This window comes from Halomonas sp. MMH1-48, assembly GCF_022348105.1.
GTDB classification, from domain to species: Bacteria; Pseudomonadota; Gammaproteobacteria; order Pseudomonadales; family Halomonadaceae; genus Vreelandella; species Vreelandella piezotolerans.
The window spans coordinates 1-25202 of the sequence record NZ_JAKRFL010000001.1 but is presented as its reverse complement, the minus strand read 5'-3'; the positions used below and the strand labels follow the sequence as shown (position 1 = coordinate 25202).

Sequence of the window (25202 nt, the reverse complement as noted above, 5' to 3'; positions counted from 1 at the left end):
TGCATCGCTAACGCCGACAAGGGCATGCCTTTGTCGGCGTTTTTTGTTTAGCCGCGCCGTTTCTGCTGGCGCTCGCGATTATTGGCTTTAGCACGGTCGCTTTTGCGTAGCATGATCCAGGTAGCGCCGAGCCCGCCTTCAGAGGGCTGGGCCGACACGTAAGCCTGCACCTCATCGAACTGAGCGAGCCACTTGGCGATATAGGAGCGCAACACGTTGGCCGGGCTGTCCACCTCCCGCCCTCGCCCATGAACGACCATTACCGAGCGGAGGTCGTGGGCATAGGCCTCCTGAATAAAGGGAAAGAGCATGCGTCGACACTCTGCTAGCGGTCGGCGAAGCAGATGAAGCTGGGCTTGCACGCTGTATCCGCCATGCTTCAATTTGTCGACCACCCCTTGTTGAATACCTTCACGGCGAAACTCGATAGGATCGAAAGGTGGCAGTAAATCGACGAAATCGTCCGAGAGAAAGTTACGCTCATCCAAACGCTCTTCGGCGCTTTCGCGTCTGGCCAACTGTGCTTCCGATGGCCGCTGACGTTGGGGACCTGTATCTGCACGATTGCGCTTTGGCAGTGGCTTCACATCACCCACTAACGCGCGGAAGTCCATTTCATCACGAAGTGACTGGCTCATAACAGGCTCCTCCGATAGGGTCTAGGCCTAGACAGCGTAATGTATCTTAGCAAAATCACCGACACTGCTTAAGACTTGTCTTATCACAGGCCGTTCTGCACCCTATACATCTACCTATCACCAAGGAAAGAGATATGAGCTGGGGAAAGCGATTAAGCGTCGGGTTGCTGGCTGGCGCGGTAGGCGTGACCGCTTGGCTCTGGCTGACCATGCTCAGCCCATGGTTCTATGAACGGCCTGATGAGCTGCCCACGATCGAACAGCGCACCCACCAAGTATTCGTTTACGGCACGCTACGTTATTGGCCGGTTCGTTGGATTGTCATGGGAGACTCAGGCTCGCCAGAGCCGGCACGCCTGGAAGGGTTCGAGCGTCATGGATTGGATCTCTCGCCGAGTGATCATAGCCATGTCGATGGTCTATTGTTGACCGTGTCACCACGCGCGCTCGAGCGCCTCGATCGTTATGAACGGCTCGGCATTCGCTATGAGCGCATAGAGCAGACACTGGCCGATGGCACCACAGCATGGGTTTATGTTCGGCTTCCGGAAGTCAGCCTGATGGATAGCGCTCCTGCCTATGGGATAGCTCTGTTACCATATGAGGCGTTGCCAGTGACCGCTCAACGCCTGGTCGCTCTGCCCACCAATTAGGATACGTCATGAGTGAAGCCAAGCCCTTTGTCTTGATTCTGTATTACTCCCGTTCAGGAGCTACGGCAGACATGGCCCGCCAACTAGCAGCGGGCGTCGAGAGCATTCCCGGTATAGAAGCGCGACTGCGCACGGTACCTTCGGTTTCCCCCACCTGTGAAGCCGTCGACCCCGAGATTCCCGCTGAAGGGGCAGTCTACGCCGACCTGGACGATTTACGCCACTGCAGCGCACTAGCGTTGGGTAGCCCTACGCGCTTTGGCAATATGGCCGCGCCACTCAAGTTTTTTCTCGACACCACTAGCAGTCTTTGGATGAACGGCGCGCTAATCGACAAGCCCGCCTGTGCGTTTACCTCGACGTCTAGCTTGCATGGCGGCCAAGAAAGCACGTTGCTGACCATGCTGGTGCCACTTTTGCATCACGGTATGGTCTATGCGGGCATCCCCTATAGCGAGACGGAATTACTGAGCACTCAGCATGGCGGCACGCCTTACGGGGCCAGCCATGTGGCTGGCACACGCAGTGACCGACCGGTTGACGAGCACGAACGAGCGTTGTGCCAAGCACAAGGAAGACGGCTCGCCAAACTCGCGTTAGCCTTACATAAAATGCGCCAGGAGACGTCGTCATCATGAGACAGTGGTTAGAGACGCTGGAAGAGAAACACGGACTCGACACGTTGACGCGACAAGCACGACTGTTAGTGCTCGTCAGTTTTGGCGTGCTGCTTCTGCTGGTGATTTATCGTGGCTTCTTCGTACAGGGCGAAACGTTCAATTGGCGACCCGTGGTGGCGTTCATTTTGCCTTTGGTGCTGTTCTTGCCATCGATCATTGGTCAACGTGCCCGTGGGCACGCTTGGCTTGCCTTCGTCAGCTTGCTCTACTTCACCCAGGGTGTGATGTTGGCGACCTTGCCAGAACAGGGAATGAGAGGCGTATTAGAAGCGCTTGTATCGCTGGCGCTCTTTACGGGCTGCATGGGCTACGCGCGCTTTCGAAGCCGACAACTCCGTCTTAACGGTTAAACGATATCAATAAAACCATAGCCAGCCACTGACGCCTGCTGCGATCAGCAGCGCCCCAACGGCGTAGCAAGTTTGCCTGCGCGACGAGACGGGTTTTGCGTCGACGGGCGGGCTATGAAATCTTTTCACTCCCGTCAACATGGCGGGAATGAGCCGCTCGCCTTGTAGCGTGTGCCAAAGTAGCCCTGCGACATGCAAACCAATCAACACTAACAGTAGATCGCTATTGAGTGAGTGTAACTGAGCGAGCAGATCGCCCATGTTAGCGCCTAACACTCCGTAAAGCGGTGCCTGAAAGAAAATATCATCGCTCAAGAACAGCCCACTTAACGCTTGAAATCCAAGCGACACTAGCAACAGCACGACCATCCACCCGCCGAGCGGATTATGGCTGGCGTAGGGAGATGCGCGCCGTGCCATTAGCGCTTTGGTATAGCGTGCGGTAGTCCTAGGGCCATATACGAACGTACTAAAGCGAGCATAAGGGGTGCCCACCCAGCCCCAGATCAAGCGAAAAACGAGTAACCCAATGATCAAATAGCCCGCCTGAGCATGTACTTCCAGCGGAAATAGAAAGGGCTGACCCATTGTTTTAGTGGTGTAGAAAGAAATAATCACCGCTGCCACCAGGGACCAATGAAACAAGCGAATGAACGCATCCCATACGGCTATGCGTGTAGTGCGGCTCTGCATCGCGCTATCCTCAATCTTCGTACGGGTATATTTTCGCATTTATGGCAATATTCTCATAGAAGGATTCCGCGAGCGCTCCAACGCTGTGTCACTGGGCCATCCTGAACGAACAACACTTGAGCTTTAGCGTTAGACCAGCGAACATGACCTCAATGTAATTTATCACCTCAGGGGAGCTCCACCGATGACACGTAACATTGCCGACGTCAGGCGTGACTACGAGGGCGGGCGTTTGGACGAAACGCACACCTCCGACGACCCATTCGTGACGTTCGATGAGTGGTTCAGTCTGGCCCTTGACAGCGAAGGTAAAGATGGCAATGCCATGACGCTCTCTACGGTCGACAGTCAGGGTCGTCCCCATGCACGCGTTGTGCTGCTGAAAGGGTTCGACGAGCGAGGCATGGTGTTTTTCACCAACTATCATAGCCATAAAGGTAGCGAGCTGAGCAATGTGCCCTATGCCGCTCTCACCTTTTGGTGGCCGTCTCTATCACGTCAAGTGCGGATAGAGGGCCCGGTGGAGCAAGTTTCCGCCGAAGAGTCGGATGAATACTTTGCCAGTCGCCCACGCGGTAGTCAGCTCGGTGCTTGGATTGCCACCCAAAGCGTGGTGATTCCTGACAGGAACTGGATCGAAGAGCGTCAAAAGCGCTTCGAACAAGCTTATGAAGGCCAAGATATTCCTCGCCCTATTCACTGGGGAGGCTATCGGGTAAACCCGGAAATGATCGAGTTTTGGCAGGGGCAGCCCAGCCGCTTGCACGACCGACTGCGCTACGAACGGCGCGACGGCGGTGAGTGGAGCCGCTTCCGTTTAGCGCCCTGATGCCCAGGCGCAAGACGTAACACTCAAACGGTCTGCGGGTGACAAGCCACAGACCGTTCATTGGAAGGGTCAATCCGGTTGACTCTCCAAACGATGGCGCTGCCACTCGCTGTCGGGTTCATTCAGTCGCAGTACGGCATCGATCACCTGCTCTTCCATATTGTAACGGCAACGAAAACCAAGATGTTTCATCAACGCTCGCATGGGGTGATTATCCACCATGATCTTACCGATCATTTCGAGCGTGCCTATACTGGTGCAGTAGTCGATCATTTTCTTCATCAGTAGACTGCCAATGCCCAGTCCCTGAAGATCATCCCGAATGATCACGGAGAACTCGGTGCGGATATTGTCAGGGTCGTTCCATACCCGAACCACCCCCAACATCTCCTTACTGCCATCATCGTGCTGATGCTCGGCGATGAATGCCATCTGACGGTCATAGTTGATATGCGACAAAATCGACAAGTCGCGCTGGGTAAGGTTCGACTTGTTATGGAAGTAGCGGAAACGGATGCTCTCCTCTGATAGCTGCCGGTGAAAGGTGGTGATCAGTGGTGCATCCTCTGCGCGGATGGGTCGCACTTCTACCTGCCAGCCATTTTTCAACGTCACCCACTGACGAAGCTCTTCCGGGTACGGCATGATCGCAAAACGCGCGGGGTGCCCCAGATCCATGGCAAAATCCACTGCCAACATACCGTCGCGGTTCAACAGCAATGGATTGAGCTCCAGGCCACGTAAATCGGTCAAATCCGACGCCATTTGGGAAAGTTTGACTAGCAACTGACATAGATGCTGGATATCCCGCTCGGGGTCGGCGGAGTGCTCGCGGATCAAAGAGGCCGCATGGGTGCGCCCCACGACGTCGGAGGCGAGGCTCATATTGAGCGGGGGCAACGCCACCTGCCGGTCAGCCAACACGTTGACCTTATAGCCCCCGATACCAAACACGATCAGCGGCCCAAATACCGGGTCCCGGGTGATGCCTGCACAAATCTGCATCGAATGTTTGCCCCGCTGCATCGGCTGCAAACAGTATTCGCGAATGGCATGCTCGGGAAATTTCTCCTGCACTTTATCGCCTAATTGCCTCACCCCGTCGGCGACTTGTTCGGGCGTCTCTAAATCTTGCAGTAACCCAGCGGAAATCTTATGCGGATGCTTGCGGTAGCGATACGGCCGACAGTTTCCTTCGTGAACCACTTTCAGCGCCTTTGGTCCTGGAAAGCGTTCGGCGACCACCAAGGCTTCTTCTGGTGAGTTCACGTAGGCGCTGGGGGCAGTGGGTATACCATAAGCTTCCAATACTTGGGCGGTTTCAGAGTGAGCGAGAGTTTGGCGGCCCTGTTCTTTTGCTTGCTTGATCAGCGCACGACACTCGGCGCGAATCTCTGGGCTCGTGGAAAACGGCAGGCTGGGCGGTATTTCATGCAGCAACGCCTGAACGCGCTGATAATCCACCATATGCATAAAGGCCTTCACCGCTTTTTCAGGTGACGTATAGGTAGGAATACCCGCGAGGTTGCAGACATGTCGCGCATTGAGCGCCTCTTTCAAACCCATCCAACTCGTGAGTAAATTACGTTTGAAAGAGCGACGGTGATCGATGAGCGCTTGAGCCGTGACCTGGGAAGGCGCTAAACGTGTAGGTGCATGAACGACCAGGACGGCATCGACGTTCGGGTCAGCGGTGACGATTTGCAGCGCCTCAACAAACCGCTCCGGAGTCGCGTTTCCGCCCAAGTCCACCGGGTTTTCGCCAGGCTTGCTCATATCGACTTGACTTTTATGTAACGCCGCTTGGGTTTCGGGGCTGAATTCAGCCAGCTTGCCACCCGCGCTAATTAACTTATCGATGGCCAGCATGGCAGGCCCAAGTCCATTGGAGACGATTGCCAAGCGATCACCGCGTAGCGGTTTCATACGTGACAGCGTTTCTAGGGCATCGAGCATTTCATCCGAATCGTTGACACGCACCACGCCGGCACGTGCAAAGGCGGCATCGAACACGACATCGCGATTGGCAATGCCCGGCGTGGGCGGCATACCAGATATGTCCGACTGAGCGGTGCGACCACTTTTGATCGCTACCACGAGTCGGTTGCGTGAGGCATCCCGGACAGACGTCATAAAGTGCTGGGCATCCGTCACCCGCTCGAGATGGAGAAGAATCGCTTGCGCAGGCGAATACTGATTGACGTAGTCGATGAGATCCGGCAATAACACATCGACACTATCGCCAACGGTAATGAGGTGAGAGAAGCCCACATCTCGGCCCGCTGCCCAGTCGATCATCGCATTGGCCAGCATTCCTGATTGGCCTAGATATGCCACGCGCCCCGCCTTGATCGGCTGGCTGGCATACGAAGCATTGAGTTTTTTTCCCGGTACGATTAGCCCCATACACTCCGGGCCTAGAACGCGGATGCCGGATTCACGGGCAGCCTGCAGCATGCGCTGGCGTATCGACCCCTTGCTGCCCTCCTCACGGTCTAGGTACGCACCCCCGGAAAGCACCAAAGCCGCCTTCACACCGTACTTACCCAACTTTTTAATCAGTCTGGGAACGCCCTCAATGGGCGAACACACGACGGCGAGATCAGGAATGTCGGGCAGTTCCTCCACTGTACGTACGCAATCTACGCCAAACACCTTTTCATAACCTTTCAGGTTAACGGCCCAGAGCTTGCCTCTGAATTGGCCATCTTGCAGGTTGCCCAACACCAAACCACCCAAAGATTCTGGCTTTTCAGAGGCACCGAACACCGCCACCGAGCGAGGTTCGAAAAAATGATGCAGAAAGCGTGTGCTCACTATGCGTCTCCCTCTGACATGAATGACTAATGTGTACGACTTATTGACACTGTCGCGCAAGCCCTCGAGGCGATTAAGGTGATGCTAACGTTACCGGAGCGCTCGAATGATCACTGCCTACCTTACCCACCCCGACTGCGTATTGCATCATATGGGGCCAGAGCACCCTGAAAGCCCCTTGCGGCTAGAGGCGATTCGGGCGCGCCTGTCACTTTCTGGACTGTTACAGCAAACCATGCAGGGCGATGCCAAAGAGGCGAGTGACGAGGCGTTGACCAGAGTTCATCCTTTGCGCCACCTTCATGCCTTGGAGAAATGCCTGCCTAGCGAAGGAATCGTGACGCTGGATAGCGACACCATGATGAACCCGGATAGCTTGAAAGCAGCGCGTGTAGCCGCAGGTGCCGTCATTCGGGGCGTGGATCAGGTGTTCAAACGGCAAGCGGATAACGTCTTTTGCGCCGTGCGCCCCCCCGGCCACCATGCCGAAGCAGCCGATGCCATGGGCTTCTGCTTTTACAACAACATTGCCGTCGGGGCCGCTCATGCAAAAGCAACCTATGGTGCTAGACGGATCGCCATTCTCGATTTCGATGTTCACCAGTGCAACGGCACCATCGACATTTTTAAGAACGATCCAGACGTGCTCATTTGCACCAGCTTTCAATACCCGTTTTATCCTTGGCGTTACTTGCGCAGCGAATGGCAAAACGTGGTGAATACCCCGCTGGAAGTCGGTACCGGCAGTGAAGAGTATCGACGGGTCATCGAACGTCATTGGCTCCCCGCACTGCATGCCTTCAAACCCGACCTGGTAATGTTATCGGCAGGGTTCGATGCTCATAAAGAGGACCCAATGGGCGATATTTGCTTAGAAGATGAAGACTTCTATTGGGTAACGCACCTGGCCATGGAAATTGCGGCGCTTTATGCCGACAATCGCGTCGTGTCCGTACTAGAGGGAGGTTACAACCCAACCTCCCTTGCCAGCAGCGCCGAGGCGCATATCAAAGCGCTTTTGGGACTCCCCTTCACCGATGCTCCCTAGTGGCGCCCTGAGCGCAAGAGCTGTGGTACCATGCGGCGTTCATGTTGCACTCTACCTCACGTGACCGTTATGACCGCCACTTCTGAAGAGCACGCAGCGCTGCGCATCGCGTCAGGGCGAAAGCCGTTCGTCGAACCACTACGGTTGGGCGAACGGCTCAAACAGATTCGACTAGCTAATCAATGGACGCTGGAGGACGTGAGCCAGCGCACAGGTATTGCTCGTTCTACGCTTTCTAAAATCGAGAACGACCAAGTCTCGCCAACGTTCAGCGTAGTACAGAAGCTAATGAGCGGTCTCGATATCGATCTACCGCAGCTTTTTACGCCTCCCAAGCGCGAGCGCTACACCATGGGACGTCGCGATCTGACGCGTAAAGGAAAAGGCCAACTGCACCCTACCCCAACCTACGAGCATGAACTGCTGGGCCATCAGCTCGCGCAAAAGCGCATGATCCCATTTAAAACGATCGTTCGAGCACGCAGCTTTGACGAATATCATCAGTGGGTACGGCACGATGGCGAAGAGTTTTTGATGGTACTGCACGGCGACATCATGCTTTATACGGAATTCTATGCACCGTTAGTGCTAGCGGAGGGGGACAGCATCTACTTCGACAGTGACATGGGCCACGCCCTAGTCTCTACCAGCCAAGAAGATGCGGTCGTGCTATCAGTATGCACCCGCGGCGATCTGGTATAACCCTGTTCAGTCGGCTATAGACAGTTCGTTGGCTTAGGTAACCCGGCAATACGAGCCAAACGTTTTGGCGGGCTGCCGGGGAATAAACGCATCAAATAGACCGAGCGCCCTTTTTCCTCGCCTAGGGCTTGCTTGGTGGCTTTGACCAATGGGCGCATCGCCGGCGCCATTTCGTAGCGCGTATAAAAATCCCGAACCACACGAATGAGCTCCCAATGCTCCTCCGTCAGTGCTAGCCCTTCATCCGCAGCTAATAACGCGGCAACACCATCGTCCCAGTCGCTTTGCTTAACTAAATAGCCCTCAGGATCAATTTGAACTTTTTTGTTTGCATTAAGATAACGGTATAAACTTGTATCGTTCATTAGTCAGTACCACGATAAAATCTTCGTATGCTGCTCGGTCAACGCAACAAACCCTCTCATATCCAGCCATCGATCTTGAGGAACGGGGGAAGCTGGATATAAACCCCGAGATATTGCGTCTTCCTCCAATATGAACACGTGGATATCATTTTCCAGGTGCCAGCCCCGCCAATTAACGTGCAGTAACGCTTGAACGGCATCTTCGATGAGCAAAATACTATCGCCCTCGGCAACGGTGAGGAGCATCTGTTCTGCGGGCTCGCTATGCGTGGGCTTGTTCAAAATATGTAACATGGCGCTGCCCATTCAAAAATTCATCACTTGAGAGTGGCGATGTAACAACTCGGGCAACCCCGCGTCGGCCACTACAGTCGCCCCCTCTACTAGCTGGTCGACTTGCAAGTGCAGCGCATCCAGCGCGCTTTGTGGCACTAACAGTTGATCGATGTCGTACATCTCCAGCATATCGATGGTCGGTAGCGTCGCTTTCTGCCCTGGCGCACCCGTTTTTTGCTCTTTTAGCAGGGCCAGTACGCCCTGCCCAAGAAACAGTAGCCTGACCGTTTGGCCAAACGCGGCCGCTACCAAAGCCACGTCCAGCCCCTCTCGCAGGGCATTGGAGCTATACGGCGCATGACGAATGATCACCAGCCGCTCGTTTTCATGACTCATCGTACTGCTCCCTACGCAAAGGTGATCACACGATCGCAACGCTGTTGAAGGGCGAGCAATTGCCCCAGGCCGGTCAATTCGAACGGCGCTTGTAGGTTGAAGTGCGTTTGGCCATGGCGCTTGGCCTCGGTCTCGCTCATTATCCCCCGGCGCAGCGCGGCAGCAATGCATACTTCCAGTGCAACGCCATGCTCGTGGTGCAACGCAATCCACGCATCACGCATGTTGAGTTCGTCTTGTGGCGGAGTCATTAACTGTGAAGCGTTATGAACTCCCTCTTGATAGAAGAAAATTCCCGCCACTCGGTGACCTGTATCAATGAGCGCCTTGGCAAAGCGAAGTGCCGAGTGCGGTGCTGCACTGGCGTAAGGCGCGCCCATGACCAATAAGCCGTACTCCATTGTATCGTCTCTTAATGAACCCGTGAAAAAAAACAGACCCTACCTAGTAGGGTCTGTTGGGGATGCCGTGTCAAGTGACAGCCTGCATGCTAACGATCAGTCGTTGCTCATGATACCCAGAATAGAGAGCAGGCTGACGAACAGATTGTAGATAGAGACGTAGAGCGTCACCGTGGCGAGGATGTAGTTCGTTTCACCAGCGCGGTGCACGATTTCACTCGTTTGATAGAGGATCGCGGCAGACGCAAATAGCACGAAACCTGCAGACACCATTAGCGACAGCGCGGGGATGTTGAAGAAGATACCCGCCACCATGGCGAGGATCAGCACGATGGCACCCGCCATCAGGAAATTACTCAAGAAGCTGAAGTCTTTTTTTGTCGTTAGCGCCACAGCAGACAGGCCAATGAACGTCAGGCCGGTCATGGCCAAAGCGTTCATGATCAACGCGCCACCGTTTGGCAGCGTTAAATAGGCAGAAATAATCGGCCCTAGGGTGAACCCCATGAAACCCGTAAACGCAAAGGTTGCCAGCAGACCTGCTGCGGAGTTGGCGGTCTTGTGGACCAAGAACATCAAGCCATAAGCCCCAATGAAGAACACGAAAATGTTCATCTGCTGGATACCCATGGCTACAGAGGCGCCCGCCGTGACAGCCGAAAACAGCAGTGTCATGGCCAAAAGAGCGTAAGTGTTGCGCAACACCTTGTTGGCACTAGCGCCGCTCACCACACTCTGGGGTTGCGTTCTCGCCGTGTTCGAATCGTTAAAAGCCATGTATCTATGCTCCCTAGTGGTCATACTATCAACGGACAAGGATGCCGTTAGCTAGTTCCAGACGCAAGTCTTAGTCTTCCACGCTAAACATCCGCGTTCGTGTCTCTCCTTTCGATTGGGTTGACTATGCTTTAACTCCTACACCCACTTGGACAGATCCATGCGCCATAAAATTCCTACTTCATTTACTTGCTTCGGTCTTTTGACACTCGCGTCGCTGTCGTTCGCCACGACGGCTAATGCGTATACGCCCAGTGGAGAGGACGTTAGCTACGATGTAAACGGCGAACGTTTCGAAGGCTACTTCATCTCAGGGGGCGACAACGCCAAGGGGAGCGTCATCATCGTCCACGATTGGGACGGTATAGATGATTACGAACGACAGCGCGCCGATATGCTTGCAGAGCAAGGATACGATGCGTTTGCCGTCGACCTATTTGGGGCAGGCAATCGTCCCCAGGCCACTGAAGACAAGCAGGCAGCCACACAAGCCCTTTATCAAGACCGCGAACGCATGCGAACGCTGACACTGGCAGGGCTCGATCAAGCACGAGCATCAGGCACCGCCACACAGGCGGTCATCATGGGGTATTGCTTTGGGGGTGCAGTCGCCCTAGAGATCGCTCGTTCGGGCGAAGCCAACGATATTGCTGCTTACACGAGTTTCCATGGCGGACTAGACACACCCGATGGGCAAGCCTATTCAAGTGACACGCCGCCGATTTTCATTGCTCATGGCGGTGCTGATGAGGCAGTGAGCCTAGACGATGTGGCAACTCTAGCGGAGGAACTGGAAGCCGCGGGAGTGACGTATGAAGTCGGCATCTATTCGGGTGCACCGCACGCGTTCAGTGTCTTCGGCAGCGGTCGTTACCACCCGCGTGCCGATGAGCAGTCCTGGGCAACGTTCAATCAGTGGCTAGAAGAGATGCTGTAAACACACGGTAGAAGGTCACCGAATAAAAAAGGGTAGCCGATGCTACCCTTGTTCGATGCCCGAAGGCTCGGCTTGTATGCCATGAAATGCTTACAGCAGCGGCGGCTCGTGATCATCGCCATCTTCTTCTTTTTGCGGTGTGACGACCGTCGACGTGACTTGGCGAGCATCTTGAGCGTTATAAAGACGCGCATCGATAATACTCAGCACGCTTAACTGTGCAAACAACACCGCAAAACAAACGATTAAGCCTTTTAACATGGTCGTGGCCCTTTGCCAGACGAAACGCTCGTCTGAATGATGAGAATAGTAGCGCAGGGCCAATAGAAAGCAACGCGGCGCTCAAAATAAATGGCGCGTCTACTAGGCGAATTCTTCGGTGTCGATATCCGCCTGCTGTGCTTCGTTGTAGCGCGCGCCAGCGACGTCGTTGGGACGCATCATTTCGTTGAGCAGCGCAAGGTCTGGCTCGCTCAACACCAGCTGTTCAGCTCGTAGATTTTCCCGCATATGGGTGACAGAGCGTGTTCCGGGAATCGGCACGACATGCCTTCCCTGCGCTTTTACCCACGCCAACGCCAACTGGGCGGGAGTGATCTCCAAGCGGCTTGCCACGGCCGTGAACTGCGCCAGCAGCGTGAGGTTATGGTGACGATTATCGCCATTGAAACGCGGCATTCCGGCGCGCATGTCGCCTTCGGCAAAGACGGTATCGGCATCGATGGCGCCGGAGAGAAACCCTCGACCCAAAGGGCTAAACGCCACCAGCGCCGTCCCTAGGATTTGGCACGTCTGGCTCAAGGCGATCTCGGGATTACGCGTCCATAGCGAGTATTCGGACTGCACCGCCGCAATCGGATATTCGGCGTGCGCCTTACGCAGCGTGTCGGCCGAAATTTCTGAAAGACCGACGGCCCTGATTTTACCCTCCTCGACCAGCCGCCCCAGTGCGCCCACACTCTCCTCGATGGGCACTTGGCGATCCATACGATGAAGGTAATAAAGATCCAGATGATCGGTTTGCAAGCGCGCCAGGCTCTCTTCACATTGGCGGCGCAGCGTCTCGGGCCGCCCGTCGATCACTCTTTTACCGCTCTCTGGGTCCATGGCCATGCCGCACTTGCTAGCCAAAAAGAATCCTTGCCGTTTGGACGCGAGCGCCTTACCCAGCAAGCGCTCGTTAGCCGTCGCACCATATAGCGTGGCCGTATCAAAATGGCGGTATCCCATTTCGAAGGCCTCGTTGAGTGCTCGTATGCCCGCTTGCTCGGGCACGTGTTGCCCATAGCCATGGGATAAATTCATACAGCCAAGCCCAATGCGCGGCGAGGCCACTTCTTTCAAACGATCATAAAACGCTGACATACCACTCCTCACTCAATAGGCAGACCATCAATAGGAAGATCACGACGCTATCGTCTGCCTGGACTGCAAGATTGCACAAACAGGCACCTGTGTCCCCAGCCAATCCGGCAAGCGGTGTTCGAGATAATATCGCGGCCGCCAAGGGGCGCCCTCGATGAAACCAACATGGCCGCCACTGGCCCAGAGTTCCAGCGTCACACACTCTGGTATCATATCGGCCTCGGGTACGCTGTGCGGGTAAATGAAGGGATCGTCTTGGGCGTGCACGATCAGCGTCGGCACTTGAATGGCTGATACGAAGAAGGCGCTACTGCAGCGTCGGTAATACTCCTCAGCGCTGGCAAAGCCGTGCAAAGGGGCCGTGACGCGACCGTCGAAATCCCAAAACGTTTCCATTCCGTCCAACGTTTCCAGAGACGTCAAACGCTCAAGCTCTTGCTCTCGGCCCTGCGTACGGAAAGCTCTCTGTTTGGATTCCACATAATGACGCAAACCGCGTAGAAATCGCGCCTGGTAAACCCTCGAGAAGCCATGGCGAATTCGTTCGGCACAGTGGTCCAGCCGAAACGGTACTGATACCGCCACGGCGGCTCGGAGCATGCTTTGGCTGCCTGTCTCACCGAGATATTTCAACAGCACGTTGCCGCCTAGGGAGTAGCCCACGGCCACGAGCGGCTTATTCGGATAGCGTGCGGCTAACTGCGTGACGATATCGGCAAGGTCTTCGCTGGCACCGGAATGATAACCACGGGCTCGATGATTGGGTTCGCCGGAGCAGCCGCGCCAATTGACCGCCACACTTTGCCAACCCTGCTCGGCCAGCGCCTGCTGCTGGCCTAGAATGTACAGCGATGACGAGCTCCCGGTGAGGCCATGGAGTAGAATAGCGCAGCGCGTCGCTTCCCCTCGTGGCCCGTACCAGTCCAGATCGATGAAATCGCCGTCCTCCAGTGTGATACGCTCTCGATGACGCTGGAGCCGAGGCGTGGCTCGAAAAAGAGGGCTATACAGCGTTTGCAGATGCCCGCCGGGTAGCCAACGCGTTGGACGAAAAGTGAAAGGGGAAGAGCGCATGCCATGAGTACCCGCCGAGAAAATCGTCGATCAGCTTAGCAAATTTTCGATAAAAAACGGCGGTTGAGCGCTCTTCTCAGTTCTAATCGTCGACATCGACTTTACGTAAATCATCGACGGCCACCCCGCTTGGCAACTCCTCTGGTGATGCAGGCAGCCAAACCGGTGATAGATCACTATCTTCACGACCGTCTTTATGGGTATGGCCAGGAATGCGATACACCACCTGCTCATGTCGATGATCCCACGCGTAAATCCTTTCCATATGCGCTCCTTGTGACTTTGAAACTTTTCGATAGGGTCATGCACGCAACGATAGACCCGTAACGCCCGAGAGGATTCCCTGTGCTTTGCTATAGTCAGGCTTCCTCTCTCCTAGGAGACACCTATGCTTGCTCTGCAACGGCTTCGTAAAACCTTCAGCACGCCTCAGGGCAAACTCCAGGTACTGGGTGGGGTCGACCTCCATCTAGCCCGCGGCGAAAGCCTCGCGCTGATGGGCGAGTCCGGTAGTGGCAAGTCCACCCTGCTCCATCTTGCCGCTGGCCTGGATACACCCGATAGCGGTCAAGTCGTTATCGATGGCCAGTCACTCTCCGAGCTCAATGAAACCCAGTGTGCCCTTCTCCGCCGTCAGCAGTTAGGGCTGGTGTTTCAGCAATTTCACCTCGTGCCGAGCCTGAACGTAGCCGACAACCTAAGCTTGCAGGCAAGGCTAGCAAACAAAGAAGATCCTGGGTGGAGCCGTCATTTAATAGAGCGGTTAGGGCTTGCCGGGCGTGAAGCGCACTACCCCGAACAGCTTTCCGGGGGCCAGCAGCAGCGGCTTGCCATTGGGCGAGCGCTCGCCGTGCGCCCGTCGCTACTGCTGGCCGATGAGCCCACCGGCAATTTAGACGAGCAAACGGCAGGGCGCGTGCTGGAGCTGCTGCTTGAACTGGTCAAGGAGACCCGCTGCGCGATGTTGATGGTGACGCACAGCGGCCGCGTTGCTGCGCCACTGGACCGCTCCCTGCGTTTACATCGGGGCCAACTTCAGGACGCTGTCGCATGATGGGACACGTACTGAGGACACTGCTCAGCCACTATAAGCGCCACCCGACGCAGTTGGCGATGCTACTAATAGGTTTATGGGTCGCCAGCGCGCTATGGAGCAGCGTGCAGGCGATTAACACCACTGCAAAAGAGAGCTATGCCCGCGCTAGCGCACTGTTCACTTCAAGCAGCGATCAGCTCGACCGCTTGGACGGCGCACCGCTGAGTATGGACGACTACCTAGCGCTACGCCGGGCGGGACTGCCTGTTTCACCGCTGCTCGAAGCCACGATCCTCCACCAGGGCACCACCCTAACGCTACTGGGTATCGACCCCTTCACGCTCCCCTCCGGTGACGGCACTAGCTCGCTCACAGCGTTCATGACACCTCCTTGGCAGACACAGCTCGCAGCGGACTCCCTACCCTCCATTGGGCTGAACCGCGCGGACGCGCCAGGCGCAACACCCCTCCTTGGTGGATACCACTTACCGCCCTTAACGCTGCGTAATGATCTCCCTCCCGGCACACTGGTCATGGACATTGGCGCGCTATCTGCGCTGCTTGGCGAGCGGGCAACGCTTAGCTTGGTCGCCGAACCAGACGCCATTAGGCAACCCCCTAGCGGCTACCGAATGACCCGGGCGGCCAGCGTGGCCTCACCGGGCCAGTTGACCGATAGCTTCCATCTCAACCTGACGGCACTGGCTTTTCTTTCCCTGATCGTTGGACTATTTATCGTCCAAGCCACGCTTGGCTTGGCCATGGAGCAGCGGCTGGCGACGATGCGCACGCTACGGGCACTGGGAGTACCGGCCGCTACACTTACTGCCGCCATATTGTTGGAACTTTTAGTGTTAGGTGGCATTGGTGCCGCCGCCGGATTGGTCAGCGGGCTGTGGCTGGCAGGTAAACTCCTGCCTGATGTCGCTAGTACGCTAAACACACTCTATAGCACCGAGGTGCAGAGCGCCTTGAGCCTGCCTTGGCATTACTGGCTTGGAAGCCTCGCCATCACACTGGGTGGCTTGTTGCTTGCCGGTAGCGGTACGCTATGGCGTGCCGCCACGCTCAATGTGCTTGCCTTGGGCCATGACCACGCTTGGCGAAGCAGCTATCAGCGCCAGCTACGCCGCCTCACCATTGCGGGGGGCGCTGCAGCACTCACGACACTGGGGGTGGCACTCTGGTTGAGCAGACTTCCTAGCGGCAGCGGCTTACTGCTGAGTTTTGGACTCGTCGCGGCTCTGCTACTGACCTGTGCGCTCTGCTTACCGCCGCTTCTTGACATCTTACTACGCTGCTTGCAGCGCATCTTTCGCCGCGCCGCCCTGCTGCAATGGTCCGTGGCCGATATGCAGCGGCAGCTTCCTCGACTATCGCTGGCCATGATGGCACTTCTCATCGCCCTGGCTACGAATTTAGGGGTGAGCAGTATGGTCGGCGGCTTTCGGCTGACCTTTTTAGAGTGGCTGGACCAGCGTCTCACGGCTCCCCTATACATTAACGCCGCTCCCTCGACCCTAGCGCCCCTCAACATGTGGCTTCACGAACAAGCGAGCGTGTTGGACACTCTTCCCACCGCCAGAGGCACGGCGGAGGTACTCGACGTGCGCACGGCGTCCGCGCATCAAGCCCCTCCAGCAGGCGCTGTTTCGCTCTTCGGGATCCATCCCATACCCAGACTGACCGACTACTGGCCCCTGCTAGCCACCGAGCGAGGCATCTCTGCAGCTTGGCAAGCACTGCGCGAAGACGACGTATTCATCAACGAGCAAATGGCGTTTACCTATGGCTTTGTCCCCGGGGACACTCTGACACTCGCCACTCGACAGGGCAGCCAGGAAGCGACCATCGCTGCGATCTACCCTGATTATGGCAACCCGCAGTCGCAGATCGTCATGACCGTCGACGCGCTGACCCAACGCTTTGCGGGTGAGCTGGCTACCGTGGGGGTGGCTCTGCGAACCGACGCAGACGAAGCGCGGTTTCGTCGCGACCTCATGGATACGTTCGGCCTGTCAGGTGAGGCGCTGGTGGACCAGCAGGAGATCAAGCGAACGGCGAGGCAAATTTTCGAGCGCACCTTTACTATTACCCGCGCGCTCAATGCACTTACCCTCGGCGTGGCCGCCTTGGCACTGCTGGCCACACTGCTGGCCCAGGCGCATCAGCGCCAGCGTCATCTCGCCGCGCTATGGGCGCTGGGAGTGCCACGCAGGACGTTGGTGGTGCTACCGTTGATGCAGTTAGGCGGACTCTCGCTTCTCACCGGGCTATTAGCCCTACCGCTGGGCATTGCGATCACTTGGCTGTTGGTGGCCGTCATCAACGTCGCGGCGTTTGGCTGGCGATTACCGCTCCAACTGTTTCCCAGCGACATCATGACGATGTTGTTGACGGCGATCGGAGTGGCACTGCTTGCGGCCATCCTTCCCTGCTGGAAGCTCTGGCGCAGCGCGCCTAGCACGTTGCTCAACGAAGGAGTCACATGAACAAACGCACCCAGCAAGCGTTGCTGACCGCGTGGATGATCGGCATGGCCACCCTGCTGGTGGGCTGCAGTGAGCCAAGTGACATGTCGTCCCCCCAAGCGGGCTTTGCTGGACTAGGAGCGGAGGCAGAAGGTTACGCCCAGGCTAGTGCCGAGACGCCGCTCGTTTTCCCCGACGACCACGGACCCCATCCCGACTACCGTATCGAGTGGTGGTATCTTACTGCCAATTTGGAGGATAGCGTCGGCCAGCCGCTAGGCCTTCAATGGACGCTCTTTCGCCAAGCACTGATGCCCCCCGATGAGCGTCCAGCGCCTATTGAGTGGGCCAGTGACCAAGTCTGGATGGCTCACATGGGATTATCTAAAGGGGGCACGCATTTGGCGGCGGAACGCTTTGCTCGCAGCCACAGTGAACAGTCCCAGGGTCAGGCGGGCGTCACGGCGTCGCCGTTTCAAGCTTGGATAGACGATTGGCGCTTTCAAAGTCCCGCCTCCGCGAACTTCGAGCACTTCACCCTTAGCGCCTACAGCGGTGAGGGCAATGAGCGCTTTGGCTACGCGCTAACGCTGTCGGCAAAAGGCCCGCTGGTGTGGCACGGCGACAACGGATTCAATGCCAAAACCGTGCAAGGCCAGGGGTCGTATTACTACAGCCAGCCCTATCTACAGATCGAAGGAAGCGTCACACTCAATGGCGAACAAACGAGCGTGACCGGCAGGGGCTGGCTGGACCGCGAGTGGAGTAGCCAACTACTCACCGCGGAGCAGACCGGTTGGGATTGGTTTTCCCTGCACTTGAACGATGGGCGCAAGCTAATGGCCTATCGGCTACGGGGCGGCGGAGAGAACGGCGGCGACTACTCGTTTGCCCATCTGTTCGACGCGAATGGCCACACCGAGCAGATAGGCTCCCAGGAGATTACCCTGGCCCCGCTTACGACCGAGCGCGTCGCGCAGCGCGATATACCGACGACCTGGCAATTGGAAATGCCCAACGCCGGGTTGGATCTCACGATCGAGGCCCGCCATCCCAATCGCTGGATGCCGACCACCGTGCCCTATTGGGAAGGGGATGTGACGGTGCGAGACACCATCACGCAAGAGGCGCTAGGAGTCGGCTATCTAGAAATGACCGGCTACGCAACGAGCAAATGAGCCGTATTCACTCGCGCTCGCCCGCGATGGGCTGCCAGCCTTGGGGTGAGTAGCGCTCCAGGCCATTTTCGCCCAATCGCGTTAGCCACAGCCAGCGGTGGTGAATCAACTCGGCAACGACCGGCTGGCGCTCGATGATGGCCTCGATACGCGCCTTGGGCGCATCCACGACCACCGTAAGACGCAGCGGTTCGTGGTGCAGCGTATCGCCATCGCGCAGCGACTGCTCTGGCAAACCGATACGTAGCTGGGGAGAGTTCCCTTCGATCACGCCCACGTGACCGCCCACCACCGAATGCAATAGCTTGTTGCCCCCACCGTACAGGTCGGGTACCACGGTCGAGGCGTAGTACTGCAGGTTGATCCAACTAGCGACCAGCATTGGCGCCATCATCAATCCTTCCAGTACGCTGCCTTCCGGGTCTTGCTCGGGGTAGTACTCGTGCAGAAAAGCGCGGCCATCCAACGCTTTACCTTGGGTGCGCGCCCTGGGCGCGAGAATCAACGCGGCGTTATTGACCAGACCCCACTCCGGGCGCGGCTGCGACCAATCGGCGCCACGCATGGCCATGCTTTTCAAACGTTCGATCGCGCCCTCTTTCTCAACACCCAGAGCGGGAGCACGCTCCAAGCGAGTGGCCGCACCGGCGCGCTGGGCAGCAGTTTCGAAAGCCCTCAGTGCGCTTTCCAACGTCTCGGGCATCTGCTCGTCGTGATAGACGTGCACCCGGTCGGTCAGCGTACAGTGCGTCGCCGCTAGCGCGAAAAATGGCGAAGGCAGCACGATACCCATCTGTGGCAACGCCTGCTGAACCTCCGTGTCATTCAGTAGCGCAGCGGCGACCCGGGCATTCATGCCACCACCCTGGCCGCCACAGGCACCGCAGGTCAGCCCGGCGTGGTGGGGGTTGTTGTCACTTTGTGAATCGTGCCCCACCAGTACCAACAGCGAAGCGCTTGGGCGCCCCAAGAGCGTGAGCAAATTTTTCGCCAATGCCACCTTGTCATGGCGTGCAATCGGCTCGCCGTCGTAAAAATGAAACAATCCTGCGGGCGCCTCGCACTGCGGCACCGGTGCCTGCTTGCGCAGACTGTCTTTGATCAGCTTCCAGCCCCAGGCAATCCCGGTGGTCTCGACGAGCGTGAACGTCGAGAGCGGCGCGTATTTGGCATGGCGTACGCTTTGACGCTGGCTCTCTTGCTGATAGCGCTGCATGCCTTGTGCATGAGGATCAGGCGTGCCGATGCGGTAGGCGGGCTTCAGCAGCCCCGGCACGCGGGGTTGAGCCCGCTCGGGGCCGGTGTCCGCATCGGCGACCGGCATGCCGAAAAACCCGGCTACCCCAAGCGTGCCCACCGAGGCGTCGGCGTTCTCCAAGTGGCGACGAAAGCGCTCCGAACGTACGTCGATACAAAACGCAGCTTGCACCTTGGGTACGTGGGGCAGCGGCTCACTCGGTGCCGCCAGCACCGATGCAAGCGCGCGCTGATACCCCAGCTCATAGGCGTGCTGCCAGCACCACAGCGCCTCGTGTTGGTCAAGCGTGCTCTGCCCGGTTTGCCACTGGGAAAACCATTCTCTTCGCTGAACGGTGGTGAGCTGATCGACTCCGAGCCACTCCCAAACCAGCGCCATGGCCGCCAGCTGGTGTATTCCAGCACTCGGCTGTTGATCAGCCGAGTGCCACCCAATCCCCTGACACCAGGAAGCCCAGCCGTTGACTCTCAATAGCAGCGTATGGGTCAACGCCTCGAGGGCCTCTGGCGTCAGCGTCCAATCCGCCGCAACCTGCTCGACCGCGGCCATGGGCTCATCGGGCAGCGCCCGTAGCGACTGGCGAAGCGTTTTAGGCCAGCGTAAATCGTGCTGTACCGTATGTTTCCAGAAGGGATACAGCGACTCCCCAGTAGGATTTGACCAGCGCTGCTGATGCTGGTCGAAGTAGCTGGCGCAGCTTTCTGCAAGCGCAACGAACCCATCGTGCCCTTTCAGCACCTCCCAGGCGCTGCGCAGCGGCGTGGCTGCTTTCGGCGGAGATGCCAAGTAGCCGACTAGGCTCTGTTCACTGTAAGCATAGCCGCCCTGACGCAGCGCTTGCTGCACATCCTGAGATGTGATGCGCCCCGCCTCCCATGCATGGCGATAAAACTCGGCGGGCATGGTCATTGGCTCCCCAGCACGGCGGCTCAACGCTTGGCTCACCTGCTCGATGGGCTGATGTTTGAGCCCCCACCAAGGGTTGACCGCAATCCACTGATCCAGAGGCCATACCGGGGCAATGGCGTCGGTGGCACGCTTCAAAGCATCAAGGTACGACGACGTCATGACCACTCTCCTTTCAAACCGTGGGCCAGCGGTGCAGGACGTGACCAATCATGAATGGGAGCAATGGCATCGACGGCGCGCTGGAACGGCAGCGCCAAGTAGAGGCCTTGGCTAAAGTGAACCCGCCAGCGCGCCACACAAGCCGCCTGCGGAAAGAGCGTGACCGCTCCGGCGGCCAGCACCAAACTCGCCAGCATCAGCGTGCCCAGCAAGCCCGCCATCAGCGTCAAGGGGGCATACGCACTGGGTAGCGCAGGCGCGAGCATGCTGTGAAGCAAGGCATACAGTGGCACCAGCCCCAGCGCCATGACGAATAGCGCTAAACGCTTGCGCTTTGCCGTGCCCACGGGCATGCCCAATAGCGTGCTACCCACGGCCAAGCTCAGCAGTGCCCCGAGTAGCGGGTTGTGGCTTACCAGCGTGGGGAACACGGCCAATACCACTGCGGCAAGCGCAGCCGCAGGCAGCGCAAGGGCCAGTCGCTGACGGATCGGGGCCAGCGGCAAGCGCTCACAGCGAGCCGCACGGGCGGTACGGCCAGACGCCAAGAACGAGTGAGCTTTGTAGAGCGAGTGCGCCAGCAGATGCGCCAACGCCAGGGTGTAGGCACCGACGCCGATTTCGAACAGCATGAAGCCCATCTGCGCACAGGTCGACCAGGCCAGCGCGTGCTTGACAGACGTTTGGGTCAGCATCGTCATGACGGCCACCAGAGCCGTGAAACCACCCACGGCGATGAGCAGATAGTGCCCCAGCGTCAAGCCATCGAAGACTGGAAATAGACGTAGCCACACGAAGCCCCCCAAGTTGATCACCCCTGCATGCAGCAGCGCCGACACGGGCGTGGGTGCTTCCATGACTTTGATTAGCCAGCCGTGCATGGGCACCTGGGCACACTTACACAGTGCCGCCACCGCCAGGGCAACGGAGGCCGCCTCTACCTGCCAGCCACCTGAGCCAGCGGCAGCCGCGGCAAACAGTTCGGGCAGTTCGAACGTGCCAAAACGCGCATAGAGCAGCGCTACCGCTGCGATCAGCGCAATATCGCCGATACGGCTGACGACGAATTTCTGCCAGGCCGCCCGCTGCGCCTCCACACGCTCGGGATAGAGTGTCAAGAGATGGTGCAAGGCAACACTGACGCCGACCCAGGCAATCAACATCACGACCAAGTGATGGGTAAACACCAACAGCATCACGCTGGCGAGGACGACCAGACACCACGGCAAAAAGCGACGCTCTCCCCGGTCACCTTTCAAGTAGCCCTCGGCAAAGCGCAGTAATACGGTACCCAGCAGGCTGATGAGCAGCGCCATCCACACCGCCAAACCGTCGGGGTACAATCCTAAAGGCTGGGCGGTTTCGGGCAGGCCGGTCGGTAACCCCCAGGCATCCATCAAAAGCAGCGCGCCCACGGCAAGGCTCGCTACCAGCGCACTTAGGGTCAGTAGACGGCCCGCTTTCCATGCACGGCCTAGCGATTTGGAGGTGCCAGCTCGGGCGCTCGCGCCTGCCACTACCAGTAGCGATACCGGAATCAGTAGCCATAACGCGAGCAGTGCCAGCACCGCGAAGTCGATGAATTGAGGCATAGCCGTTCTCCCTTGGTCGTATCCCAAAGACTATGCCGCCCTCGTCACCATATAAAAAATAGTTTATATCTGATAAAACGTTCGCTAAAAAAGAACGAAAAGACCCACCTTGCTGAGATCTCCTGCCATGAAGCTCAACTACCACCATCTTTACTACTTTTGGCAAGTGGCAAAATTAGGCCATCTCACCCGCACGGCCGAGGCGCTGCATGTCTCTCAGTCGTCCCTCTCGCAGCAGATTCGTCAGTTAGAGGAGCGCTTGGGCCAAGCGCTGTTCATTCGAGAGGGGCGCCAGCTGCATCTTTCCGAAGCCGGCAGGCTCGCCTTCGATTACGCCGAGGCCATTTTTACCCAGGGAGAAGAGCTCAGCGCGCTGTTCGCCGAGGGTGGCCACGCCCACCGCGAGGTCGTTCGCGTGGGGGCGGTCGCCACGCTGTCGCGTAACTTTCAGGAGGGGTTCGTAAGGCCGCTTCTAGGTCGAGACGATTTGGATTTGATTTTGCAAAGCGGTGGGCTCGACGACCTGCTCAGACGGCTTTCTGCCCATAAGCTCGACGTGGTGCTCTCGAACCAGCCCGTTCGCGGCGATAGCGAACACCCCTGGCACTCTCAGCGACTGGCGCGCCAGCCTGTGAGCCTGATCGCCACGCCTCATCTTTCCCCCCCGCCCATATTTCCTAGCGCGCTAAACGGGCATGCTTTCATCTTACCCGGCGTGGAAAACGCTACGCGCCACGCGTTCGATCAGCTTTGCGGCCATCATCGTCTCACGCCCAAAATCGCCGCCGAGGTGGACGACATGGCCATGATGCGTCTGCTGGCGCGGGATACCCAGCACATCGCCGTCATGCCACCGGTCGTCGTGCGTGACGAGCTCAATAACGGAACGCTCAAAGATTACGGCGCGCTCCCCGGCGTCTGGGAAGAGTTCTACGCCATTACCATCCAGCGCCGGTTCGAGTCGCCTAGCTTGAAAGCGCTGTTAACACGCACGGGGGAATCGCTGCTGGATTGAGCCAGAAGTGAACGTAACGCAATTCGCTAAGTTTGGCTAGGAATCGTGGACAGCTTAATTGGCATCAAAAAAACCCGCCGAAGCGGGTTTTTAGGCACCATTTACGTCATGGTCTTTCCCAAAGCATGCTCCCTGAGGGATCGTCCAGGCGAAGCACCTCAATACTTAGACTGGCGTCATCACCAATCGATGGGTTGCCCCATGGGCCAGTGCTATCGGGCGCTAAATTCCATTCCAACGTTTCGCCCGGCTCGATACCGCCAGAAATGGTGTAGTAGAACGTCTCGTCGACCCAAGGCACCGAACGACCTGGGCTTTGCAATACACCTCGGAAGTGCGCCCTCGCGACTGGCTCGCCAGTGTTGTTGGTCACGCGCAACGTTATTACGGGATCAGCATTCAACGAGTCATCATCAATTAGCTTGTACTCGGCGCTTTCGATAACGAAGCGGTCCAGCATCTCTTGCGCAATGGGAATGTCAAGATCGTCAGCCTCTTTGCTTTTCTCGGGGAGCTCTCCCGCGAGCTCGAGCACCTCAGGGCCGCTAAGGCCGTGCAAACTGCGACGAGCCTCTGTGGCCATGTCTTCAAGTTCATCATCACTTAGCTCGCTGATCTCGACAATCGTCATCCCTTGCTGAGATCGACGCATCAACAGAGCTTCGACGGCTTCGTTAAAGCGCTCTGCCTCTGCTTCATCTAACGAGGCGCGAATTTCTTGAAGTGACCTGTCGAAATAGCGCGGGTTTGAGCCGTCAATGGTCGGTTCTGCATGAGCAATACCTGACATGGCCAACGCTATCGCTAGAGCTAATACCCGTTTCATAAACGCACCGTCCTGTTGGTTGAGATATCAACATAAGCCAAATGGCCGGCCTTGAACATATTTCTTAACCACGAGCCCCCGTGTGGGTAGCCGACAGGGAATGTGTCTTGAAAACGATCCACCGAGCGTTTTAAGGCGACAAAGTGATTGGCATGGTGGGCACTTTATTTTCCCAATCTTGCGGAAGTTGGCTATTGATTGCGGGCCATTGGTCCGCTGGATAATGAGGGCTGATTGCATAGCAGCCTGGAGGTGTTCCCAATCGCCCAGAAAAATTCGCACGGCGGGGTCAGTCTGATTAACTATCTTTTTCGGAAGGCTCGTTAGTGTCATCACCTTTCTGTTGTTTGGCAGCTCGCCCCTCCAAAACGCGAGGCGCAACAAAAAGAGCGACCATACCAAACAGATCCAGAGCCCCGATAATACCTGCAACGACAGTGCTAAACGGCGCGATCACCGCAGCGGTAATGAAACCGCCAATCGCAATAGAAAGACCATAACGCTGTCCACGCTTATCTTTATCAATAGCCCCAGTCAGGCCCGTCTTTTGCATATCATGCGTATGCTTTTGCTCATCCACAGCCATTTGGAGGATGATTTCACGAGTCTTATCATCCGATGCCTGTCAAGCGATGCCTGTCAAGCTTGTTGGAACCTGGAATCAGGCGGCTTCTAATCGCTGATCGCGTTGAACCAGCGGGTCTTCCCGGTCCGGGTTCAGCCAGACCGTCCGGCGCGGTGTCCAGTTCCGAGTGGC

The 25202-nt window shown here is 57.3% G+C and carries 27 protein-coding genes; 11 read left to right on the top strand and 16 right to left on the bottom strand.

Annotated features, from left to right (window positions below):
• Positions 1-47: 47 nt before the first annotated feature.
• Positions 48-638: a DNA endonuclease SmrA gene (gene smrA, locus MHM37_RS00135; RefSeq protein WP_139527620.1), complete on the bottom strand. Its 591-nt coding sequence runs from the start codon at positions 636-638 to the stop codon at positions 48-50.
• 134 nt (positions 639-772) lie between these two features.
• Here smrA and MHM37_RS00130 point away from each other — a divergent pair, with 134 nt between their 5' ends.
• Genes MHM37_RS00130 through MHM37_RS00120 form a run of 3 tightly spaced genes read left to right on the top strand, consistent with a single transcriptional unit; the run spans position 773 to position 2321 of the window.
• Positions 773-1291: a gamma-glutamylcyclotransferase family protein gene (locus MHM37_RS00130; RefSeq protein WP_153843326.1), complete on the top strand. Its 519-nt coding sequence runs from the start codon at positions 773-775 to the stop codon at positions 1289-1291.
• An 8-nt stretch (positions 1292-1299) separates the two neighbouring features.
• A complete protein-coding gene (gene wrbA / locus MHM37_RS00125) occupies positions 1300-1929 on the top strand; it encodes an NAD(P)H:quinone oxidoreductase (RefSeq protein ID WP_239295751.1) in 630 nt (209 codons plus the stop codon).
• Positions 1926-2321 (top strand): DUF2069 domain-containing protein, encoded by a 396-nt coding sequence (locus tag MHM37_RS00120; RefSeq protein WP_219863723.1) that lies wholly within the window; start codon positions 1926-1928, stop codon positions 2319-2321. The genes wrbA and MHM37_RS00120 overlap by 4 nt, the downstream gene beginning before the upstream one ends.
• 6 nt (positions 2322-2327) lie before the next feature.
• Here the strand turns inward: MHM37_RS00120 and MHM37_RS00115 are convergent, their stop codons facing one another.
• Positions 2328-3014, bottom strand: a complete 687-nt coding sequence (locus tag MHM37_RS00115) for a cytochrome b/b6 domain-containing protein (protein ID WP_239295752.1) — start codon at positions 3012-3014, stop codon at positions 2328-2330.
• A 184-nt stretch (positions 3015-3198) separates the two neighbouring features.
• Between MHM37_RS00115 and pdxH the strand changes: the two genes are divergently transcribed.
• Positions 3199-3843, top strand: coding sequence for a pyridoxamine 5'-phosphate oxidase (gene pdxH, locus MHM37_RS00110; RefSeq protein ID WP_139527629.1), 645 nt, complete (start codon positions 3199-3201; stop codon positions 3841-3843).
• A 69-nt stretch (positions 3844-3912) separates the two neighbouring features.
• Here the strand turns inward: pdxH and MHM37_RS00105 are convergent, their stop codons facing one another.
• Complete coding sequence (locus MHM37_RS00105; RefSeq protein ID WP_139527631.1) at positions 3913-6660, bottom strand: bifunctional acetate--CoA ligase family protein/GNAT family N-acetyltransferase; 2748 nt, start codon at positions 6658-6660, stop codon at positions 3913-3915.
• A 106-nt stretch (positions 6661-6766) separates the two neighbouring features.
• Here MHM37_RS00105 and MHM37_RS00100 point away from each other — a divergent pair, with 106 nt between their 5' ends.
• Together MHM37_RS00100 and MHM37_RS00095 are read left to right on the top strand one after the other, a co-directional pair.
• Positions 6767-7708 (top strand): histone deacetylase family protein, encoded by a 942-nt coding sequence (locus tag MHM37_RS00100; protein ID WP_239295753.1) that lies wholly within the window; start codon positions 6767-6769, stop codon positions 7706-7708.
• A gap of 69 nt (positions 7709-7777) precedes the next feature.
• On the top strand, positions 7778-8410 hold the full coding sequence (locus MHM37_RS00095) for an XRE family transcriptional regulator (RefSeq protein ID WP_139527634.1): 633 nt from the start codon (positions 7778-7780) through the stop codon (positions 8408-8410).
• 14 nt (positions 8411-8424) lie between these two features.
• Here the strand turns inward: MHM37_RS00095 and MHM37_RS00090 are convergent, their stop codons facing one another.
• The 5 genes from MHM37_RS00090 to MHM37_RS00070 all read right to left on the bottom strand — a co-directional run bounded on the left by MHM37_RS00090 (position 8425) and on the right by MHM37_RS00070 (position 10625).
• On the bottom strand, positions 8425-8775 hold the full coding sequence (locus MHM37_RS00090; RefSeq protein ID WP_239295754.1) for a TusE/DsrC/DsvC family sulfur relay protein: 351 nt from the start codon (positions 8773-8775) through the stop codon (positions 8425-8427).
• Positions 8776-8778: 3 nt separating this feature from the next.
• Entirely contained in the window at positions 8779-9081 is a 303-nt protein-coding gene (tusB, locus tag MHM37_RS00085) for a sulfurtransferase complex subunit TusB (RefSeq protein ID WP_239295755.1), read from the bottom strand.
• On the bottom strand, positions 9082-9447 hold the full coding sequence (gene tusC, locus MHM37_RS00080; RefSeq protein WP_239295756.1) for a sulfurtransferase complex subunit TusC: 366 nt from the start codon (positions 9445-9447) through the stop codon (positions 9082-9084).
• Between the two features lie 11 nt (positions 9448-9458).
• Positions 9459-9848: a sulfurtransferase complex subunit TusD gene (gene tusD, locus MHM37_RS00075; RefSeq protein WP_139527643.1), complete on the bottom strand. Its 390-nt coding sequence runs from the start codon at positions 9846-9848 to the stop codon at positions 9459-9461.
• 96 nt (positions 9849-9944) lie between these two features.
• Positions 9945-10625, bottom strand: a complete 681-nt coding sequence (locus tag MHM37_RS00070; RefSeq protein ID WP_139527645.1) for a Bax inhibitor-1/YccA family protein — start codon at positions 10623-10625, stop codon at positions 9945-9947.
• A gap of 160 nt (positions 10626-10785) precedes the next feature.
• Here MHM37_RS00070 and MHM37_RS00065 point away from each other — a divergent pair, with 160 nt between their 5' ends.
• Positions 10786-11562 carry a dienelactone hydrolase family protein gene (locus MHM37_RS00065; RefSeq protein WP_239295757.1) on the top strand — a complete coding sequence of 259 codons (777 nt, stop codon included), beginning with the start codon at positions 10786-10788 and terminating at the stop codon, positions 11560-11562.
• A 90-nt stretch (positions 11563-11652) separates the two neighbouring features.
• Here the strand turns inward: MHM37_RS00065 and MHM37_RS00060 are convergent, their stop codons facing one another.
• The 4 genes from MHM37_RS00060 to MHM37_RS00045 form a co-directional block, all read right to left on the bottom strand.
• The gene (locus tag MHM37_RS00060) at positions 11653-11823 is read right to left on the bottom strand and encodes a hypothetical protein (protein WP_239295758.1); all 171 of its coding nucleotides are present in this window, start codon (positions 11821-11823) and stop codon (positions 11653-11655) included.
• Positions 11824-11925: 102 nt separating this feature from the next.
• On the bottom strand, positions 11926-12927 hold the full coding sequence (locus tag MHM37_RS00055) for an aldo/keto reductase (RefSeq protein WP_239295759.1): 1002 nt from the start codon (positions 12925-12927) through the stop codon (positions 11926-11928).
• 39 nt (positions 12928-12966) lie between these two features.
• A complete protein-coding gene (locus tag MHM37_RS00050) occupies positions 12967-14001 on the bottom strand; it encodes a hydrolase (RefSeq protein WP_239295760.1) in 1035 nt (344 codons plus the stop codon).
• An 82-nt stretch (positions 14002-14083) separates the two neighbouring features.
• Complete coding sequence (locus MHM37_RS00045) at positions 14084-14266, bottom strand: hypothetical protein (protein ID WP_139527652.1); 183 nt, start codon at positions 14264-14266, stop codon at positions 14084-14086.
• Positions 14267-14389: 123 nt separating this feature from the next.
• Here MHM37_RS00045 and MHM37_RS00040 point away from each other — a divergent pair, with 123 nt between their 5' ends.
• Genes MHM37_RS00040 through MHM37_RS00030 form a run of 3 tightly spaced genes read left to right on the top strand, consistent with a single transcriptional unit; the run spans position 14390 to position 18686 of the window.
• Positions 14390-15055 carry an ABC transporter ATP-binding protein gene (locus MHM37_RS00040; protein ID WP_139527653.1) on the top strand — a complete coding sequence of 222 codons (666 nt, stop codon included), beginning with the start codon at positions 14390-14392 and terminating at the stop codon, positions 15053-15055.
• The gene (locus MHM37_RS00035; RefSeq protein WP_239295761.1) at positions 15052-17529 is read left to right on the top strand and encodes an ABC transporter permease; all 2478 of its coding nucleotides are present in this window, start codon (positions 15052-15054) and stop codon (positions 17527-17529) included. The genes MHM37_RS00040 and MHM37_RS00035 overlap by 4 nt, the downstream gene beginning before the upstream one ends.
• The gene (locus MHM37_RS00030) at positions 17526-18686 is read left to right on the top strand and encodes a lipocalin-like domain-containing protein (protein ID WP_239295762.1); all 1161 of its coding nucleotides are present in this window, start codon (positions 17526-17528) and stop codon (positions 18684-18686) included. The genes MHM37_RS00035 and MHM37_RS00030 overlap by 4 nt, the downstream gene beginning before the upstream one ends.
• Before the next feature lie 7 nt (positions 18687-18693).
• On the opposite strand, the gene MHM37_RS00025 is transcribed toward MHM37_RS00030, so the two are convergent.
• Positions 18694-21012: a putative inorganic carbon transporter subunit DabA gene (locus MHM37_RS00025; protein WP_239295763.1), complete on the bottom strand. Its 2319-nt coding sequence runs from the start codon at positions 21010-21012 to the stop codon at positions 18694-18696.
• A complete protein-coding gene (locus tag MHM37_RS00020) occupies positions 21009-22604 on the bottom strand; it encodes an NADH-quinone oxidoreductase subunit L (RefSeq protein WP_139527658.1) in 1596 nt (531 codons plus the stop codon). The genes MHM37_RS00025 and MHM37_RS00020 overlap by 4 nt, the downstream gene beginning before the upstream one ends.
• 109 nt (positions 22605-22713) lie before the next feature.
• Between MHM37_RS00020 and MHM37_RS00015 the strand changes: the two genes are divergently transcribed.
• Positions 22714-23619, top strand: coding sequence for a LysR substrate-binding domain-containing protein (locus tag MHM37_RS00015; RefSeq protein ID WP_239295764.1), 906 nt, complete (start codon positions 22714-22716; stop codon positions 23617-23619).
• A 106-nt stretch (positions 23620-23725) separates the two neighbouring features.
• Here MHM37_RS00015 and MHM37_RS00010 read toward each other — a convergent pair whose 3' ends face one another.
• Positions 23726-24445, bottom strand: a complete 720-nt coding sequence (locus MHM37_RS00010; RefSeq protein ID WP_340162671.1) for a DUF6694 family lipoprotein — start codon at positions 24443-24445, stop codon at positions 23726-23728.
• 298 nt (positions 24446-24743) lie between these two features.
• Positions 24744-25031 carry a hypothetical protein gene (locus MHM37_RS00005; protein WP_239295765.1) on the bottom strand — a complete coding sequence of 96 codons (288 nt, stop codon included), beginning with the start codon at positions 25029-25031 and terminating at the stop codon, positions 24744-24746.
• Between the last annotated feature and the right edge of the window lie 171 nt (positions 25032-25202).

Bases quoted from the DNA above. Each gene is read 5' to 3' on its own strand.
- smrA (WP_139527620.1), bottom strand. From the start codon at position 638: ATGAGCCAGTCACTTCGTGATGAAATGGACTTCCGCGCGTTAGTGGGT.
- MHM37_RS00130 (WP_153843326.1), top strand. From the start codon at position 773: ATGAGCTGGGGAAAGCGATTAAGCGTCGGGTTGCTGGCTGGCGCGGTA.
- wrbA (WP_239295751.1), top strand. From the start codon at position 1,300: ATGAGTGAAGCCAAGCCCTTTGTCTTGATTCTGTATTACTCCCGTTCA.
- MHM37_RS00120 (WP_219863723.1), top strand. From the start codon at position 1,926: ATGAGACAGTGGTTAGAGACGCTGGAAGAGAAACACGGACTCGACACG.
- MHM37_RS00115 (WP_239295752.1), bottom strand. From the start codon at position 3,014: ATGCAGAGCCGCACTACACGCATAGCCGTATGGGATGCGTTCATTCGC.
- pdxH (WP_139527629.1), top strand. From the start codon at position 3,199: ATGACACGTAACATTGCCGACGTCAGGCGTGACTACGAGGGCGGGCGT.
- MHM37_RS00100 (WP_239295753.1), top strand. From the start codon at position 6,767: ATGATCACTGCCTACCTTACCCACCCCGACTGCGTATTGCATCATATG.
- MHM37_RS00095 (WP_139527634.1), top strand. From the start codon at position 7,778: ATGACCGCCACTTCTGAAGAGCACGCAGCGCTGCGCATCGCGTCAGGG.
- MHM37_RS00090 (WP_239295754.1), bottom strand. From the start codon at position 8,775: ATGAACGATACAAGTTTATACCGTTATCTTAATGCAAACAAAAAAGTT.
- tusB (WP_239295755.1), bottom strand. From the start codon at position 9,081: ATGGGCAGCGCCATGTTACATATTTTGAACAAGCCCACGCATAGCGAG.
- tusC (WP_239295756.1), bottom strand. From the start codon at position 9,447: ATGAGTCATGAAAACGAGCGGCTGGTGATCATTCGTCATGCGCCGTAT.
- tusD (WP_139527643.1), bottom strand. From the start codon at position 9,848: ATGGAGTACGGCTTATTGGTCATGGGCGCGCCTTACGCCAGTGCAGCA.
- MHM37_RS00070 (WP_139527645.1), bottom strand. From the start codon at position 10,625: ATGGCTTTTAACGATTCGAACACGGCGAGAACGCAACCCCAGAGTGTG.
- MHM37_RS00065 (WP_239295757.1), top strand. From the start codon at position 10,786: ATGCGCCATAAAATTCCTACTTCATTTACTTGCTTCGGTCTTTTGACA.
- MHM37_RS00060 (WP_239295758.1), bottom strand. From the start codon at position 11,823: ATGTTAAAAGGCTTAATCGTTTGTTTTGCGGTGTTGTTTGCACAGTTA.
- MHM37_RS00055 (WP_239295759.1), bottom strand. From the start codon at position 12,927: ATGTCAGCGTTTTATGATCGTTTGAAAGAAGTGGCCTCGCCGCGCATT.
- MHM37_RS00050 (WP_239295760.1), bottom strand. From the start codon at position 14,001: ATGCGCTCTTCCCCTTTCACTTTTCGTCCAACGCGTTGGCTACCCGGC.
- MHM37_RS00045 (WP_139527652.1), bottom strand. From the start codon at position 14,266: ATGGAAAGGATTTACGCGTGGGATCATCGACATGAGCAGGTGGTGTAT.
- MHM37_RS00040 (WP_139527653.1), top strand. From the start codon at position 14,390: ATGCTTGCTCTGCAACGGCTTCGTAAAACCTTCAGCACGCCTCAGGGC.
- MHM37_RS00035 (WP_239295761.1), top strand. From the start codon at position 15,052: ATGATGGGACACGTACTGAGGACACTGCTCAGCCACTATAAGCGCCAC.
- MHM37_RS00030 (WP_239295762.1), top strand. From the start codon at position 17,526: ATGAACAAACGCACCCAGCAAGCGTTGCTGACCGCGTGGATGATCGGC.
- MHM37_RS00025 (WP_239295763.1), bottom strand. From the start codon at position 21,012: ATGACGTCGTCGTACCTTGATGCTTTGAAGCGTGCCACCGACGCCATT.
- MHM37_RS00020 (WP_139527658.1), bottom strand. From the start codon at position 22,604: ATGCCTCAATTCATCGACTTCGCGGTGCTGGCACTGCTCGCGTTATGG.
- MHM37_RS00010 (WP_340162671.1), bottom strand. From the start codon at position 24,445: ATGAAACGGGTATTAGCTCTAGCGATAGCGTTGGCCATGTCAGGTATT.
- MHM37_RS00005 (WP_239295765.1), bottom strand. From the start codon at position 25,031: ATGGCTGTGGATGAGCAAAAGCATACGCATGATATGCAAAAGACGGGC.